The sequence below is a fragment of the Akkermansia sp. genome, assembly GCF_020860705.1.
In the GTDB taxonomy this organism is placed as follows: Bacteria; Verrucomicrobiota; Verrucomicrobiia; order Verrucomicrobiales; family Akkermansiaceae; genus Akkermansia.
Map to the genome: position 1 here is coordinate 1 of NZ_JAJBTT010000033.1, position 16,813 is coordinate 16,813.

The 16,813-nt window shown below is 54.9% G+C and carries 16 protein-coding genes; 10 read left to right on the forward strand and 6 right to left on the reverse strand.

Translation table 11 applies throughout. The features are described 5' to 3' along the window. Positions 1-1,844, forward strand: a 1,844-nt coding sequence (locus LIO64_RS06970; protein ID WP_290548721.1) for a tetratricopeptide repeat protein, incomplete at its 5' end; no start/stop codon positions are given. On the opposite strand, the gene LIO64_RS06975 is transcribed toward LIO64_RS06970, so the two are convergent. Both LIO64_RS06975 and LIO64_RS06980 read right to left on the reverse strand, forming a co-directional pair. Continuing rightward, complete coding sequence (locus LIO64_RS06975) at positions 1,841-2,350, reverse strand: hypothetical protein (RefSeq protein ID WP_290548722.1); 510 nt, start codon at positions 2,348-2,350, stop codon at positions 1,841-1,843. The genes LIO64_RS06970 and LIO64_RS06975 overlap by 4 nt on opposite strands. Before the next feature lie 65 nt (positions 2,351-2,415). Further along, complete coding sequence (locus LIO64_RS06980) at positions 2,416-3,210, reverse strand: metallophosphoesterase (protein ID WP_290548723.1); 795 nt, start codon at positions 3,208-3,210, stop codon at positions 2,416-2,418. Between the two features lie 219 nt (positions 3,211-3,429). Here LIO64_RS06980 and LIO64_RS06985 point away from each other — a divergent pair, with 219 nt between their 5' ends. Both LIO64_RS06985 and LIO64_RS06990 read left to right on the forward strand, forming a co-directional pair. Continuing rightward, the gene (locus LIO64_RS06985) at positions 3,430-4,122 is read left to right on the forward strand and encodes a hypothetical protein (RefSeq protein ID WP_022398299.1); all 693 of its coding nucleotides are present in this window, start codon (positions 3,430-3,432) and stop codon (positions 4,120-4,122) included. 45 nt (positions 4,123-4,167) lie between these two features. Beyond that, the gene (locus tag LIO64_RS06990) at positions 4,168-5,175 is read left to right on the forward strand and encodes a GGGtGRT protein (RefSeq protein ID WP_290528872.1); all 1,008 of its coding nucleotides are present in this window, start codon (positions 4,168-4,170) and stop codon (positions 5,173-5,175) included. A 124-nt stretch (positions 5,176-5,299) separates the two neighbouring features. Here the strand turns inward: LIO64_RS06990 and LIO64_RS06995 are convergent, their stop codons facing one another. After that, positions 5,300-5,887 (reverse strand): hypothetical protein, encoded by a 588-nt coding sequence (locus LIO64_RS06995; RefSeq protein ID WP_290548724.1) that lies wholly within the window; start codon positions 5,885-5,887, stop codon positions 5,300-5,302. 227 nt (positions 5,888-6,114) lie between these two features. Between LIO64_RS06995 and LIO64_RS07000 the strand changes: the two genes are divergently transcribed. The 5 genes from LIO64_RS07000 (at position 6,115) to LIO64_RS07020 (ending at position 12,204) form a co-directional block, all read left to right on the forward strand. Continuing rightward, positions 6,115-7,248, forward strand: a complete 1,134-nt coding sequence (locus LIO64_RS07000; RefSeq protein WP_290548725.1) for a DNA adenine methylase — start codon at positions 6,115-6,117, stop codon at positions 7,246-7,248. 20 nt (positions 7,249-7,268) lie between these two features. Further along, entirely contained in the window at positions 7,269-8,156 is an 888-nt protein-coding gene (locus LIO64_RS07005; RefSeq protein WP_290548726.1) for a tyrosine recombinase, read from the forward strand. Positions 8,157-8,782: 626 nt separating this feature from the next. After that, entirely contained in the window at positions 8,783-9,355 is a 573-nt protein-coding gene (locus LIO64_RS07010; RefSeq protein ID WP_290548727.1) for a DNA-3-methyladenine glycosylase I, read from the forward strand. A gap of 296 nt (positions 9,356-9,651) precedes the next feature. Continuing rightward, the gene (locus tag LIO64_RS07015) at positions 9,652-10,941 is read left to right on the forward strand and encodes a hypothetical protein (protein ID WP_290548728.1); all 1,290 of its coding nucleotides are present in this window, start codon (positions 9,652-9,654) and stop codon (positions 10,939-10,941) included. Positions 10,942-11,043: 102 nt separating this feature from the next. Continuing rightward, positions 11,044-12,204, forward strand: coding sequence for an iron-containing alcohol dehydrogenase (locus LIO64_RS07020; RefSeq protein ID WP_290548729.1), 1,161 nt, complete (start codon positions 11,044-11,046; stop codon positions 12,202-12,204). A 330-nt stretch (positions 12,205-12,534) separates the two neighbouring features. Here the strand turns inward: LIO64_RS07020 and crcB are convergent, their stop codons facing one another. Continuing rightward, on the reverse strand, positions 12,535-12,903 hold the full coding sequence (gene crcB, locus LIO64_RS07025) for a fluoride efflux transporter CrcB (RefSeq protein WP_345779572.1): 369 nt from the start codon (positions 12,901-12,903) through the stop codon (positions 12,535-12,537). Further along, a complete protein-coding gene (locus LIO64_RS07030; protein WP_290548731.1) occupies positions 12,903-13,076 on the reverse strand; it encodes a hypothetical protein in 174 nt (57 codons plus the stop codon). The genes crcB and LIO64_RS07030 overlap by 1 nt, the downstream gene beginning before the upstream one ends. A 188-nt stretch (positions 13,077-13,264) precedes the next feature. Here LIO64_RS07030 and LIO64_RS07035 point away from each other — a divergent pair, with 188 nt between their 5' ends. Next, a complete protein-coding gene (locus LIO64_RS07035) occupies positions 13,265-14,227 on the forward strand; it encodes a PfkB family carbohydrate kinase (protein ID WP_290548732.1) in 963 nt (320 codons plus the stop codon). 211 nt (positions 14,228-14,438) lie between these two features. Here LIO64_RS07035 and LIO64_RS07040 read toward each other — a convergent pair whose 3' ends face one another. Continuing rightward, positions 14,439-15,755, reverse strand: coding sequence for a bifunctional UDP-3-O-[3-hydroxymyristoyl] N-acetylglucosamine deacetylase/3-hydroxyacyl-ACP dehydratase (locus tag LIO64_RS07040; RefSeq protein ID WP_290548733.1), 1,317 nt, complete (start codon positions 15,753-15,755; stop codon positions 14,439-14,441). A gap of 155 nt (positions 15,756-15,910) precedes the next feature. Between LIO64_RS07040 and LIO64_RS07045 the strand changes: the two genes are divergently transcribed. After that, positions 15,911-16,813 (forward strand): sugar phosphate nucleotidyltransferase, encoded by a 903-nt coding sequence (locus tag LIO64_RS07045; protein ID WP_290548734.1) that lies wholly within the window; start codon positions 15,911-15,913, stop codon positions 16,811-16,813.

A 16,813-nucleotide genomic window follows, 5' to 3' on the forward strand; every position in this document is an offset into this window, starting at 1 on the left:
TTGCCTATTATAATAGGGGCATTGTTTTGGAGGATTTAGGGAGAAAAGAAGAAGCTCTGCTCAACTACGACAAGGCTTTAGAAATCAATCCGAATATGGAGGGATATCATGGAAACAGAGGGAATATTTTGCAAGAATTGGGACGTTTCGAAGAAGCTCTGGACAGCTACGACAAAGTCTTGAAGCTCAATCCGAAATCTGACGCTGCCTATTACAATAGGGGCATTGTTTTGGAGGATTTAGGGAGAAAAGAAGAAGCGCTAGCGAGTTATAATAAAGCTTTGAAAATCAATTCAAATATGGAGAGAGCTTATTACAACCAAGGAAATATTCTCTACAGGTTAGGACGTTTCGAAGAAGCCTTGAGCAGCTATGACAAAGCTGTGACGATCAATCCGAAATTTGACACTGCCTATTACAATCGAGGAATTGTTTTGGATAATTTAGGAAAGAAGAAAGAATCATTAGAAAGTTACAATAAAACATTAGAACTCAATCCAAATAAAGAAGAAGCTTATTATAACCGGGGGATCGTTCTCAAAGAACTGGGACGTTTGAAAGAAGCTTTAATCAATTACGACAAGGCTCTAGAAATCAATCTGGATAATGATGTATTTTGGAACAATAAAGGAGCTTTATTAGATGAGGTTGGAAAAAAAGAAGAAGCATTATATCATTATATTCAATCTATTAAAAAGAACGCTAATAATGAAACAGCAAAACGAAATCTAAGGAGGTTAGTAGGCAGTCAAGAATTTGGAGATAGTTTGACAGAGAATTATCAAGTAGATTTATGCAATATAGACGATGATTTCAATACTTTGTTGAGCAGGGAAAAATTAAAAGACTGCTCAGGGAAGGATTTACAATGTATTCGTCGTCTGTGGGTGGAACAATACCGGTTATTGCACCTGCTGAGTGCTGATCTTGAGCAGGTGGGACATTATACTTCCTCTACCGTCTTTGAAACGTTGTTGCAAGAACAGGAGGGAACGAAGGGAAAAGCAAATCCATTGTTACTATGCAGTTTGGCGGCAGCCAATGACCCTACGGAGGGAACGGTGTTTCAAACTTTGCTGGGAGAAAGCTGCATGTCTTTCCAAAAAATCCGTAGTAATCTTGCCGTACTGCAAACCTCCTTTTCCTCCACTATTGATTCCTTGAACCAGTTCCGTCTTTATGGGAAGAATAACGGAGAGGAGGGGACCGGGCTTTGCCTTGTGTTCAGCCAGTCTTTTTTTGCCGGGCCCGGAGAAACATCCATGATTGCCGTGAAAAGGGATCAAGAACAATCCTCCAAAGAAGAGGCAGTAGTATGCCGCAAGTTGCCGCTTTATTGGGTGCTGTATTATGATCGCGATTCCGGCCAAGTCTACTATACTCCCGCATGTACCGAACACAGTCTGAATAAAGATTTTGAGATGGGGGAAACTTCTCTGAAAGAAGATGATAGAAAAAAAGTTCAGGACATTGGAAGATCGTTGAAGAGGATTCAGGATATTTTTAAGGCGATTGATAAGAAATATCAGCAGACTGCCTTGGAAATGCTTATTTACCTGAGGCATCTGGTGAAGGATGCCGCCTTCAAGGATGAAAAGGAATTAAGGATTTTATCATTACATTCTTACAATGATCCTTCACTCAAGGTATTGCTGGGGAAAAACTGTCTGTCTGTCGATTACTTGCCAGTTATTCATGGTGGAGAAGAATATCTGGAGAAAGTCATTGCCGGACCCAAATTGAGGGAATTTGCCAATCTGGTGGATGTGGCCAGATTCAAGCTTCACCATTTGGGAGGAAAGAAGGAGGTAGAGTTTTGCCAGTCACAGGCTCCCTTGAATTAACTGTTCTTCTCAACAGTCAATGTCCGTGGGTGCTGGGGCACGGTGAAGCACCAGCCGAAGAGGCGCACAAAGCGGTAGTAAAACCCCTTGCGGCTGGCGTGCTGGGTGGTCATGAGGTCGTAGAAGGCCAGGTCAATCTGGCTTCTGGTGATGGGCGCGCCGTTCATTTTGGCGTGCAGCATGGCGTCGTGGAACAGGGAAGGGAGGAGCATGTCCGGAGGGGTGGTTCCCCAGGTGACGCCGTCCCAGCCGTAGCCGGGAGAGATGGTGAATGTACGGCCTTCCGCTTTCAGGCGGATGGCGGGGTCATACACGCTGACGGCGGTCCAGTGGCCAAAGTCCGCCTTTTTTCTTCCGCTGGTCCAGCTGATGGCGTTTTTAGTGACGTAAAAGGGTTTGTCTTCGTAGAGGGTTCCTTCATACCATCCGGCCACGGCTTCCGGGGCCTTGACGGGAGCGGAGCAGGATTCCAGCGCCACGGCCATGCACGCCGTTGTGAATAACATGAAAATATAATGTGAATAAAAGGGAAAGGGCATAGGTTGACAGGGAGTGTTCCAAACGGTTATTCTTATTGGATTTCCAGCACGATGATTTCCGGAGGGCAGCAGAAGCGCAGGGGAAGAACGCTGCATCCCAGCCCCCGGGTGATGAGGAACGGCGTTCCGTTGAGTTGGGACCAGGGATAGGTGAATTTGGCCTTTTCCCGGGAGATGTTCGCCAGGGGACGGCCTCCGGGCAGGCAGATCTGGCCGCCGTGGGTATGGGCGCTGATGACGGCGTCCACCGTGCCGGGAGCCAGCAGGGGAAAGATATCCGGCACATGGGAGAGCAGGATGTGGGGAATTTCCGGGGAGAAGCGCAGCGGCAGTTCCTCCGGCCTGATCCTGAGGTGGTAGTCATCCCGCACGGAAGAGAGCTGAAGATCCCGGCCGCCGGGAAGGTGCAGCAGCAGGGAATCGTTCCACATGGGCAGGATGCCCAGCTCGGAAAACATGTTCCGCCACAAATCCCAGCCGTAGTACTGGTCATGGTTGCCCTGGACGGCGAAGATTCCCAGCGGCGCTTTCAGCATCCCGAAGTAGTTTCTGGCTTCCTCCGTGCTCATGCTGCTTTCCCGGGTGTGGCCGTTGGCGTAATCCCCCAGCAGGAAGATCATGTCCGGCCGCGCTTCCATGATTTTTTGCATGTACCTGAGCGCCTGGTCGCCGCCGTTCGGGCGCAGATGGAAGTCTCCGGCAATCACAATCCGGATGGGAGGGCCGCCCTTTTCCTTCCATTGGGGCACTTCCATGGCGGTTGTGACGGTTTCCACACGCCTGGGTTCCACCTGCCACGCCCACATGAATAAGGAAAAGCCGATCATCACTATTGAGACAGAGATGATTGCAAGTTTGTTGAGAAGGGGATGACGCAGGAGTGACTTCATAGGGAGGGCAGGGCTCCGGATTGATGATGAGGCCTTTCAGCCCGGTTTTCAATCATTCGTGTTTGCCAATTGGAATTTTACTGGTATGATCCGTCCCGCTCAAGGTGGGGCTGTCTGATGACTGCGGGCCCATCTTAATATTAACATCCTAATACCATGCAGTTTACACACGAAATCGAACAAATGTGTTGCGTCAAGAAAGGCTGCAACCATGGTCCGGCCCCCATTCCGCAGGAAGGCAACTGGACTCAATCCAAGGAAATCACGGACATTTCCGGCCTGACGCACGGCGTGGGCTGGTGCGCTCCGCAGCAGGGCACCTGCAAGCTGACGCTGAACGTCAAGAACGGCATCGTTGAAGAAGCCCTGGTGGAAACCAGCGGCTGCTCCGGCATGACCCACTCCGCCGCCATGGCCGCGGAAATCCTGCCCGGCAAGACCGTTCTGGAAGCGATGAACACGGACCTCGTGTGCGACGCCATCAATACCGCCATGCGCGAACTGTTCCTTCAGATCGTGTACGGCCGCACCCAGAGCGCCTTTTCCGAAGGCGGCCTGCCCATCGGCGCCGGTCTTGAAGACCTCGGCAAGGGCCTCCGCTCCCAGATCGGCACCCTGTACGGCACCCGTGCCAAGGGCCCCCGCTACCTGGAAATGGCTGAAGGCTACATCACCAAGCTGGCCCTGGACGAAGACGGCGAAATCATCGGCTACGAATTCGTGCGCATGGGCCCGATGATGGAAATGATCAAGAAAGGCGTGGACGCCAATGAAGCCGTTGCCAAGTGCACGGGCAACTACGGTCGTTTCGACGAGGCCGCCAAGTACATCGATCCCCGTCACGAATGAGATTGAGTTAAAAGAAGAATATCAACTTCAAGCACTATTACCATTATGCCTCTTTTCGAATCATACGACCGCCGCATCAAGCAGATCAATGAAGCCCTGGCCAAATACGGCATCGGCTCCATTGAAGAAGCGGAACAACTCTGCCTTTCCAAGGGAATCAACGTTCGCGAAATCGTGAACGGCATCCAGCCCATCGCGTTTGAAAACGCCGGCTGGGCCTATGTGGTGGGCGCCGCCATCGCCATCAAGAAGGGCTGCACGAAGGCTGCCGACGCTGCTGAAGCCATCGGTGAAGGCCTCCAGTCCTTCTGCATCCCCGGTTCCGTTGCGGACGACCGCAAGGTGGGCCTGGGCCACGGCAACCTGGCCGCCATGCTTCTGCGTGACGAAACGGAATGCTTCTGCTTCCTGGCCGGGCACGAATCCTTTGCCGCCGCTGAAGGCGCCATCGGCATTGCCAAGTCCGCCAACCGCGTCCGCAAGCAGGACCTCCGCGTATGCCTGAACGGACTCGGCAAGGACGCCGCGTACATCATCTCCCGCATCAACGGCTTCACGTACGTGCAGACCAAGTTCGACTACGCCACGGGCAAGCTGAACATCATCCAGGAGAAGGCTTTCTCCAAGGGGCCGAAGGCCGCCGTGCGCGTGTACGGCTGTGACGACGTGCGCGAAGGCGTGGCCGTCATGTGGAATGAAGGCGTGGACGTATCCATCACCGGGAACTCCACCAACCCCACCCGCTTCCAGCACCCGGTGGCCGGCACCTACAAGAAGGAATGCAACGAGAAGGGCAAGAAGTACTTCTCCGTGGCTTCCGGCGGTGGTACGGGCCGTACCCTGCACCCGGACAACATGGCCGCCGGTCCCGCCTCCTACGGCATGACCGATACCATGGGCCGCATGCACTCCGACGCCCAGTTCGCCGGTTCCTCCTCCGTGCCCGCCCACGTGGAAATGATGGGCCTCATCGGCATGGGCAACAACCCGATGGTCGGCGCTTCCGTAGCGGTGGCCGTGGCTGTTGAAGAAGCCGCCAAGAAGAACGCCTGAGCGCGCTGTTAAAAATTCACAGAGCCGCTTCCCTGGATATGGGGAGGCGGCTCTTTTTATGGTTTTGCGGGGGAGGGAGGGGTAACAGCGGAATGGCGCCGTCACCGGACCACCATGCCGGATATCAGCTCCCGATGCGGAACCGTCCGTCCCGGTCCGTGCGGGGAGGCAGACCGCGTGAAGGCGCGGATCTGGAAACGACCGTCGGCCTGGCTGCGGCTGGCCGGACCACACGGATTTCCGTGCGCCCGGCGGGAGGGGAAGCAGCCGTTTTTCCCGGTTCTACCACACGGACAGGTGCAGGAGGTGGAACTGTTCCGGCAACCAGCTTCTGGTGTTCATGGGCCTTGTAGGCGCGTTGCAGCGTAAAATCCCTCTGTTCTCCGGGTTTCAGGGAATAATCCGCCTTGTTGGATTCTCCGGCTTTTTGTGCCAGGGGTTCCACGCGCTGCTGCAGCTGTGCGGCGGCATCCAGCTTTCCGGCCACCCATTCCGGATTCCATTCCGGCGTGGAACTTTTCAGGGATTGGAACAACTCCGCAGCTTTTTTGCCGCTTTCCAGGGCTGCCTTGTAATCGCCTTCCTTCTCCAGACGCGCGGCACGCGTCAGGGAAAGGTTGGCTTCGTAAAATGTGTCCTCGGGATCGCCAAGGGCCGTTGTGGCCGTCAGGATCATGCAGAGCAGGGTACAGGGTAGAAGATGCCTTTTCATGATTGTTGGAACGATAACATGATTTTTCCTTTTGGAAAGGCCTTTCTTCCGGCATGTCCCATGCGGAGCAAGGGAGAAGGCTGAATAGTAAGTCCGGATGTTTATTTCCCGTCTCCGGAACCCAGGCGGTATTTTCTTTGAGAAAAGGGGCTATGATCTTCCATTTCTATGCCCGGCACAACTTGACGGAAAGGCCGGAGTGCCGTATGCTGATCCGACCCTGTTATATGACCCGGAACGCGCCATCATCCACTCCCTCGGCAGAGATGGAGGAAGATCCCAGATACCTCACGGAACAGATTGTGACCTATCTGGGCAACAAGCGTTCCCTGCTGCATTTCCTGGGTACGGGGCTGGAACATGTGAAAAGCCGCCTGGGCAGGAATAAGCTGAAGGCTGGCGATCTTTTTTCCGGCAGCGGCGTGGTTGCCCGTTTTTTGAAGAAGCATTCGGAGGAATTGATTGTCAACGATCTGGAGGAATATAGCGGAATCGTTAACACTTGCTACCTAAGCAATCCGGAGGAAGTGGAGAATCTGGAGCTGGACAGGCATTACAGGCGCCTGCTGCGGTACATGGAGACGCACGAATCCCCTGGATTCATCACGGAATTGTACGCTCCTAAAAATCCGGACAACATTACCCCTGATGACCGTGTGTTTTATACGCGCCGCAATGCCCTGTACCTGGATACGGCCCGGCAGACCATCAATCTGCTTCCGGAAGAGGTAAGGCCGTATTTCATCGCCCCCCTCCTGGCGGAGGCTTCCGTCCATGCGAACACGTCCGGCGTATTCAAGGGATTTTACAAGGACAGGCAGGGAGTCGGCAAATTCGGCGGTACGGGCGGCAACGCCCTTTCCCGCATCCTGGGGGATATTTCACTTCCGTTTCCCGTGTTTTCCAGATTCGGCTGCCGGTATTCCATCCACTGCCGCGACGCCAATGAGCTGGCCGCGGAACTGCCGGAAATGGACGTAGTGTACCTGGACCCCCCTTATAACCAGCATCCGTACGGTTCCAACTATTTCATGCTGAACCTGCTGTCTTCCTATGAAAAGCCGGAGGAAATCAGCCGGGTGTCCGGCATCCCCACAGATTGGAAACGCTCCGCATACAATAGGCGCCAGCACGCACCCGCGGCCCTGTTCCGTCTGCTGGAAGATTGCCCGGCCAAATTCATTTTGCTTTCCTACAGCTCGGAGGGCTTCATCAGCTATGAGGAGATGACGGATTTCCTTGGGCGTCTGGGACGTATTGTCACGCTGGAAACGCCGTACGCCACCTTCCGCGGCAGCCGGAATTTGAAAAACCGCCCGCAGAACGTGACGGAATTCCTGTTCCTGGTGGAGCGTTCTTAACGGGAAGGAGGAATACGACCATGCAAGCCCATTTGGAACGCTTTATCCGTTTTCTGGCCGCAGAGAAGGGCTTGAGCGCCGCCTACCAGCTTTCCGTGCGGCAGACGCTGGAGGAATTTGCCCGGTTCCTGGGAGCGGAAGAAGCTGATCTTGCCCGGGTGGACATCGGAACGCTTACAGAATTTCTCCGTCATTTGCAGGCCCGCGGCATGGCCCGCAGTTCCATGCGGGTGGAAATGGTGCATCTGCGCATTTTCTTCCGCTGGCTGGCCGGAATGGGGATGCTGGAGAAAGACCCTTCCACCTTTCTGGAAATGCCCCGGCAGGGTCTGTCTCTTCCTCATGTGCTGGATCAGAATACCGTTTCAAGATTACTTGAAAGCGTTGACATTCAAAATATTCCACTCGGTTGCAGAGATAGGGCCCTTCTGGAAATGATTTACGCCTGCGGCATGCGAGTGAGTGAAATAATCAGTTGCAAATTAGAGAGTTTTGATGCAGATGAAGCTTTCGTCCGCGTCCTGGGGAAGGGGGACAAAACGCGTCTGGTACCCGTAGGACGGTCGGCTTTGGATGCTTTGAAGGCATATTTGGAAAAAGGAAGGCCCAGGCTGGTGAAACCAGGGACGAAGAGCCATATTTTCCTGACGGTGCGCGGACGGCCGCTGACCAGGGAACGGGTGCGCCAGATTCTTCAGGAACGCGCCAGGGCTGCGGGAATAGAGCAGCATGTTTTTCCGCATATTCTGCGGCATTCCTTCGCCACACATCTCCTGGAAAATGGCGCGGATCTGCGCATCATTCAGGAGATGCTGGGCCATGCCGATATTTCCACCACTCAGATTTACACGCATCTGGAACAGCAGCGGCTGAACGCTATCCATCATCGGTTTCATCCCAGAGGATAGATGTAAAGGCATCTCAACCATTCCCGGCGGGAGAATGTTTCCCATATAGTGCATTATGTGGAAGGGTTGTGAGGAAGAACGTGATGTAATCTATCTCCCTTAAAACCAATATCCAGCAGTCCTATCTCCCTAGTTCTATATTTTGCATTACATATATTATGCGAAGTATTAAAGATGGGTAAATCCCAGCCTGTTTTCTTTCAGGGACAAGCCAGCTTTCGGAATCCTCCCTTTTCTTTTGCCTGTCCCCTTCTTTGAGATATTCCGATGCTTCAAAAAAGGAAGTTCCACTCTCATGGAGAACAACAGGAACCCCAGATAAGATCTTGCTGCGATCGATTGGAAAATCACCTCATCCGCCGGCCATGATAAAAAGAGTGTAGTTTTCTCTGAGGCCTCGTGTGTTTCCGGAAAAGATGCGCAGAGGCCGACGGCACTCCCCTGGACCGTTTTTACTTCTTCCCCCTCCTTTTGTGATTCCGTTCCGGCTCTGAACACTTCTACGGTTCCTTCTTCTTGTTAATATCTAGAAATGCCCGGACTCCTTATGAATACTTGACCTATATCCATCCCATTAAGTATGGTGGCTGCTTCAGGAAAACAGACGGACTTGAAAGGATTGCTTCATGTGTGAAAAAATAAGATGCTCTTGGGCTGGTGATCTCCCCATATACGTTGATTATCATGACAATGAGTGGGGGCGGCCCGTTCATGACGACAACAAGCTGTTTGAAATGCTGATTTTAGAGGGGATGCAGGCCGGGCTTAACTGGATTACCGTGCTCAAGAAGAGAGAGGCGTTCCGGGAATCCTTTGACGGATTTGACCCGGGCAAGGTGGCTCTTTACGGTGAGGCAAAAGTACAGGAACTGCTGGCAAACGAAGGAATCATCAGAAACCGCCTCAAAGTGAATGCCGCTGTGATGAATGCCAAGGCATTTCTGGAAGTACAGGAAAAACACGGAAGCTTTGATCAATTCATATGGGCTTATGTGGATCATACTCCAATTAGAAACCACTGGGAGAAGATAGAGCAGATACCGGCCACCACACCGCTTTCGGATCAGATCAGCAAGGATTTGAAAAAGATGGGATTTAAATTTGTTGGCTCGACGATCATCTATGCATTCATGCAAGCTACAGGCATGGTGAATGACCATGTGAAAAATTGCTTTGTTTATCAGCAGGTGAAGGCGTAGCTTCATTCGCCATTTCTGGTAGAAGACGTTCTTCCTCTTCCGTGCTTTTAATAATTCCTTCCCTTCAATTTTATCATCACGAGCATATCCGCCCGGTTAACCGGGAAAACGCATCCCTGCACTGTCATTTTCCCTAAGTTGCGGGGGCTGGCTTGGTAAACATCGCCAGGCCATTTTCCCGGAAGCGGCAATAATGGAAATATTTCTATTCTTTCCTTAAAAATTCCATTTAAACATCCCTTCTCTGCGCTTCTCTCTTGCCAGACCGTCATTCATCCGTCATAATAAAAAAAGCAATGAATACTTTCATCTCTCTCTGTCTTATGGGCGGCCTCAGCCTGGGGACCCTCTGCTATGCCCAGCACATGGACAACGATGCCAAGAAGAAGGTGATCAAGGATTTGGATAACCTTCTCGCCCTGAACAGGTCTGCGGAAACCAAAGTGATCAATGCCGCCATCAGCAAGCTGAATTCCGCCGGCAAGGATCCCAGTGCCGCCTACGACCTGCTGATCCAGTCCAAGAAGTTCCTGATGGAAGCGGAAAAGGAGAAGGACAAGAGCCAGGGCAAAAGCGCCAAGATTGCGTCCAATTCCCTGAAAGACTGGATGGACCGCGAGGCCAAGAAGTATCAGGATAAGAACGCCCGCAAAGGCTTGATGCTTCAGTACCAGTGGGGAGTGCTGGTTCTCAAGGCCCGCCTCAAGGAAAACATGCTGAAGGCCACGTCAAGCGCCACCGACGGAGTGGAAGAGGAGACTCTGGACGTGACGGAGTTCCAAAAGCCTGCCATGGATTTGCTGAACGCCTATCTGTCCGCCTGTGCCGACCCCGATTTCGTTGATCCCTCTTCCACTTCTTCCAAGAACAATAACGGAGGAGTCGGAAAAGCCGGAGCCCGCATTGCGGAACAGTCCGTTCTGAATACGGAAGTCGGGGAAGCCCTGGGCATTGGAAGCATGTCCTCCAAGGCCTTTCCGGATTCCATGAAGAACCGCGATGAGATTTTTGATAAGCTCTTCTTTGCGGGATACCGGAAGACGCGCAACCTTCCCGCTCTCAGGCAGGCATGGAGCAAGAGAATCTCCATGGAAGTGGCTTTGGGCAAGGTCAGCCATGCCATTTCCACCGGCAAGAAGTCTGGCATGCAGGGCCGCATCGCCAATGCTTCCGAAAACGAATTCGACGAACAGGATTCCTCCATTCTGGACCGGCTGCGCTGGCGCTGCGAACTGGACTGCTTTGATCTGGGGGACCAGGCGAACGCCACACGGAACATGATGACGCTGATCCGGACGACGGTGGATCCCGTGCGCCGGGAACAGGGCATCCGGACACTCCGGGACAAGCTGGTTCAGAGCATGAAGAGCATGCTCACCTCCTCGGAAGACGGAACCATGGCGGACAGCCCGTCTTCCTCTTCCGCCGCACCCCGCCCCGTCGTCCGCCCTCCCAGGAAAAAGACTCCTTCCACCACGATCACGACCAGCCGTGAAATGGACGATCCCGGAGCCATTGGCACGGATGCGCCTAAGCCGCCCAAGCCGGATCCCACCCGGAGTGACGATTTTTTTGAAGACGCATAACGTTCTTTCACCAAAGGCTGTTGCCTGAACGGCGGCTCCGGCGCAATATGAATGCACAGAGCATTCTTGACGTCCGGAGCCGTCCGTTTATACAGTAGGGGCATGTATCAGCCATTTCAGTTTTTCATGCCGGCCCAGATTTTTTTCGGTGCGGGATCTTTGGACAATCTGGGTTCCGCCCCCCTGCCCGGCGCCAAGGCGTTGATCGTCATCGGCGGCACGTCCGTCAGGCGTCTCGGGTATCTGGACCGCGTACAGGCCCTGTTGAAGAAACAGGGCGTGGACAGCGTTGTTTTTGACAAGGTGCAGCCCAATCCCGTGGTGGAGCATGTGATGGAAGCCGCCGCACTTGCGAAGGAAACGGGCTGTGATTTCGTCATCGGCCTGGGCGGAGGCAGCAGCATGGATTCTGCCAAAAGCGTCGCCGTGATGGCGGCCAACCCGGGCACTTACTGGGATTACATCCAGGGAGGCTCCGGCAAGGGGCTGCCCATTCCCAACAAGCCGCTGCCCATCGTCTGCATTACCACCACGGCAGGAACCGGAACGGAAGCGGACCCCTGGACCGTCATCACGAAGGAGGATACACAGGAAAAGATAGGCTTCGGCTATAAGGGCACCTTCCCCACCATGTCCATTGTGGATCCGGAACTGATGCTGTCCGTCCCGCCCAAATTGACGGCCTACCAGGGCTTTGACGCCTTGTTCCACGCCGTTGAGGGATACATGGCCACGATCGCCTCCCCCATGGGGGACATGTTCGCGCTGCAGGCCATTGAGTACATTGCCAAATACCTTCCCCGCGCCGTGAATAACGGGGATGACCTGGAAGCGCGGGCCTACGTGGCGCTGGCCAATACTTATTCCGGCTTTGTGGAAACCATTTCCTGCTGTACCTCGGAACACTCCATTGAACATGCTCTCAGCGCCTTCCACCCCTCCCTTCCCCATGGTGCGGGCCTGATCATGATTTCCTGGGCCTATCATGAAGCTTACGCGCCTTCCTGCCCGGAACGCTATGCCAGAGTAGCGGCCGCCATGGGTCAGGAAGCTTCCGTGGACGGCTTCCTGAACGGCCTGAACAAGCTAAAGGAGGCCTGCGGCGTGGACAAGCTGAAGATGTCCGAGTTCGGCATTACCCCGGATTTGTTTGACGAATACGCCAGAACAGCCTTTTCCACCATGGGAGGCCTGTTTGAGCTGGACCGCTGCAAGTTCACTCCGGCAGACGTCGTCAGCATCCTGGAAAAATCCTATTCCTAGGAACGGGAACCTCCTCCGGGATGGATCAGGGGGACGGGTAGCGTCAAACCAGACAAGGCTGTCTCACGGCTGCCTTGTCTGGACGGTCGGAGATTTTTACTGGAGAACCTTCCCCACGCGTTGAATGCGCCTGTATTCCCAGCGATGCGACAGGCATCTTTACGGCGAAATTCCTCTATTCAGGGCTTCATCCGGCCGCATGGCTTCTGTTCCTGTGCAGCTAGTGCAGAGAATAGCCTTGTGAACATGGCATGGGGAGATGAACCCGAGGCTGTTGTACGCGGAGGCGCAACAAGAGATGGGTCCTCACGGCATGTTTGCCGGTGTTTCCTATCTGGCGGCCAGGTACCCCAGACCAATGGCGACAAGCCCTCCCGCGAAGCTGAGGAGAGTATAAGCAAAGAAGGAGGGAAAGTTCCCTTCTTTCAGCAGAAGGAAGGATTCACTCATCAGTGTGGAAAAGGTGGTGAACCCGCCGCACAGCCCCACAGTGAGAAAAAGCCTGGTTTCCGTATTCAGCAGAAACCCCCGGTTGAACAGTCCGTAGAGAACTCCCAGGACAAGGCATCCCAGCAGATTGACCGCCGTCGTCCCCCACGGAAACGAACCCAGCGTGTTGATCTGGACAAAACGGGTCAGCAGAAAGCGCAGTATGCCGCCCGCAAAACTTCCCAGTCCGACCATCAGCAGCATTTTGATCATAGCGGTTTTTCTTCGGATGAACAGGAATAAAGCGTCAGGCATGATGCCGAAAAATCTATTGGCAGCCGCTCCCAGAAAAGAGGGCCTTCCCCGGCAGGAGACGGACGATGTTCTTCAACGGAATGAAAGATATGGCCGTTTTCGGAAATGGTTTTAAAGTCCTTCATCATTCGTGCGGGATGGTCCTTCCCCGGTTGCAAATCTTATGCATCCGGCATGGTACGGAAACCTTCATGGCCGGCTCCCAGGGAAAAGCTTCCTTTCCTTGAAGCGCGTGCAGATAAAATACCCCCTTTTTTCCTATATCTAGCCTTTTTATCCTTGATAAAGATGTTTGAATCCGTATTTCCTTTTTTTCATGTCCCTGCCCCTCCTTGTCACCGGAACCATTGGAATTGACAATATTATCACTCCACACGGCCGTGCGGAGGGCGTTTTGGGCGGTTCCGTCTCCTTTGCGGCTGTGGCCGCCCTGCTGTTTGCGGAACGGGTGGACGCCGTCAGCATCATCGGGGAGGATTTTCCAGCCCATTATGAAGCCGCCCTGGCGGCCAAGGGGCTGTGCATGGACGGAGTGGAACGCAAAAAGGGGCCTTCCTTCTGCTGGACCGGAGAATATTTTGACAATATGAACAAACGCAGGACCGTCTGCGCCAATGATTCCGTGATGCTGGAATGGAACGTGCACGTTCCGGAACCCCTGCGGAAACATCCCGTGCTGGTGTGCTGCTGCATGGTCCCGGGCCAGCAGCTCAAATGCATGGAGCAGTGTCCGGACGCGGCGCTGGTGCTCTCCGATTCCATGGACAAGTGGCTGCGCCGCCAGCCGGAATTGCTGGACGCCGTCATTTCCCGTTCCCATATCACCATGATGAACGAGGATGAGGCCAAGGAGTACGCCCACGCGTCCACCGTTCTGGAAGCCGGGGAATTCCTTCTTTCCAAGGGAGCCGCGTATGCCGTGGTGAAACAGGGGGAATACGGAGCCACCCTCCTGGGCCGTGGAACGGACGGTAAAATCAACATCTTCCGCTGTCCGGCCTATCCCCTGAAAACATTGGTGGACCCTACCGGAGCGGGAGATACGTTCCTGGGAGCGCTGGCCGGCTACCTTTCCACCCTTCCTCCAGGGCTTCCTTCCTTTGACGAGGTGAAGAGGGGCATCATCCATGGAACAGTGGCGGCCTCCTTTACCTGTGAGTCTTTTTCCGCGGATGCCCTTCTTTCCATGACGGCGGAGACCTTCCGGAAGCGTCTTGAAGAGTATGCGGAGATGTGCCGCCTGCCTGATGTCCGCTTTTCTTCTACGGAGGACCGTTGATAGGAGCACGGAAAATGCGCCTCCGGCGTCTCTGGGAATGAGGGGCTCCCGCCCCTCATAGACAGGATTTATGGTTCTCTTTCCCTGTTACAGGCAACAATTTTATAAGGGCCGGGAGGCCCTTATTCCCAGGGGGAGGCAGACCATGAAAAACCCCGGCGGGGACATGCACGCCGGGGTTTCTTTAAAGTCGGGCCTGCGTTCAGGCGGGTCAGACGTCCTGGAGGCCGAATTTGAGTTCCGCTTCCGAGACCACCTGGCCGTTCACCAGGCACCGGCCGAGGGCCTGGCCGATGTTGCCGCGCATCTTGGTCAGCTCCGCTTCAATGATGAGCGTATCGCCGGGAACCACGGGACGGCGGAATTTAATCTTGTCCGCGCTCATGAAGTAGCCGATTTTGGTGGCATTGCCCGGCTGGCGCAGCATGACAATGGAGGCCACCTGGGCCATGGCTTCCAGCTGAAGGACGCCCGGCATGACCGGATGCCCCGGGAAGTGCCCCTGGAAGAAGAGTTCGTTCATCGTCAGGTTCTTGAGACCGCGGCACCTGGTTTCCCCTTCAAAGCCTATGATGCGGTCCACCATCAGGAAGGGATAGCGGTGGGGCAGCAGGTTCATCACTTCATTGATGTCCAGCACGGCGTCTCCGTACGGCACATTGACGGGATTGGGGGCCATTTGCTGGTTGCGGCGGTGTTCCTTCTTCAGCTTGGCGGTAAGTTCCGTGTTCGGGCCGTGGCCGGGCTTGATGGCAATCACATGGCCCAGAATGGGCTTGCCGCACAGGCTCAGGTCGCCAATGAGGTCCATGGCCTTGTGACGGGCGAATTCGTTGATGAAGCGCATGGGCTCCTTGCTCATGAGCTCATCTCCGCGGATGACCACGGCGTTTTCCAGGCTGCCGCCCTTGATCAGGCCTTTTTCCAGCAGGGGCTTGATGTCCTCGTAAAACGTGAAGGTTCGGGCCGGGGCCAGTTCCTTTTCATAGGTTTCAGGCGTAATGACCGCGTCAAAGTACTGGGTGATGCGGTTTTCCGGCCCCACGCAGGTGACGGAAACGCGGAATTGCTTGGAGGGGAGGATGGTCAGGATGGAGCCGCCCTTGGTTTCAATGGTGACGGCTTCCCGCACTTCCAGGTAGCGGCGCGGCACTTCCAGTTCCGTAATGCCGGCCTTCTTGATCAATTCCACATAGGGAGCGGAGGAGCCGTCCCCGATGGGGGGTTCGTTGGCGTCCATTTCAATCACGGCATTGTCAATGCCCATGCCGGTCAGGGCGGAAAGAATGTGTTCCACCGTGTGCACCTTGACGGAACCTTCCGCCAGGCTGGTGGCGCGTTCCACGGTCTGGACCTTTTCCACGTCCGCATTGATGAAGGGCTGGTCCGGAAGATCCACCCGGCGGAATTTAATGCCAAAGTCGGCGGGGGCCGGCTTCAGGGTCAGGGTCACGGCCTGCCCCGTATGCAAAGATGTTCCAGCCAGGGAGGCTGGAGATCCAACAGTTCTTTGGTTTCCACATGCCATGCGGGAATGCTAGTGAAAGAGGTCCCGTTTGAAAAGCACGAAATCACCGATTTCCCTGTAAATTTCGGGAAAAGACGGCCTTCTCCCGTGTCATCCGGAGAAGGGGCGGAGAAAGGGCGCTTGAAAAAGCGCCTCTCTCCCGTTAGTCATGTTCCATGCACATTACAGAAGGTCCCGGCATCTTCCGCGCATTCATTCTCGGCGCCGGGCTGGGCACCCGCCTGCGGCCTCTCACCAGCGTTCTCCCCAAGCCGCTGATTCCCTTTTTCCATGAGCCTCTTGTGCTGCATTCCATGCGCCGCTGCCATGAGTGCGGCATCCGGGAGTTCATTATTAACACCCACCACTTGGCGGAAGCCTGGGACCAGGTATTCCCCGGCCGCGTCTGGAACGGCTGCCCCGTCCATTTCAGCCATGAACCCGTCCTGCTGGATTCCGGCGGAGGCGTCAAAAAGATCGAACCATGGGCCTCCCCGGAGGAACCCCTGCTGGTGGTCAACGGAGACATGGCGGCCACTTTTGACCTCCACCGTCTGCTGGAAGACCATGCCAGGAACCGCCCCGCCGTGACGCTGGCGCTCCGGACCTCCGGAGACAAGAGGAACGTAGGCTTCAACCCTTCCTCCGGCCTGGTGACGGACATGAGGCACGCCCTGGGACGCGATCCGGGATCCTGCCAGTTTACCGGAGCCTATTGCATGGAACCGGAGGTTTTCAGCCATATTCCCTCTCATGAAGCTGTTTCCATCATTCCCGTATTTCTGGACTACATCCGGCAGGGCCGCCTGCGCGGAGTGCTGGCGGACGACGGCCTGTGGATGGATATGGGCACGCCGGAGGCCTATATCCAGGCCCATCTGGATTTTCCCTCCCCTGCTCCGCGCATCCATCCCGACGCCAACGTATCTCCCCACGCTTCCGTGGATGCAGCCAGCGTGATCGGCCCCCGCGCCGTTGTGGAAGAAGGCTGCCGCCTGCGGGAGTGCATCGTCTGGCCAGGCGTCCGGGTGCCGGCCGGCACATGCGCGGAACGGCGCATCTTTCACCTATCCCTTTGA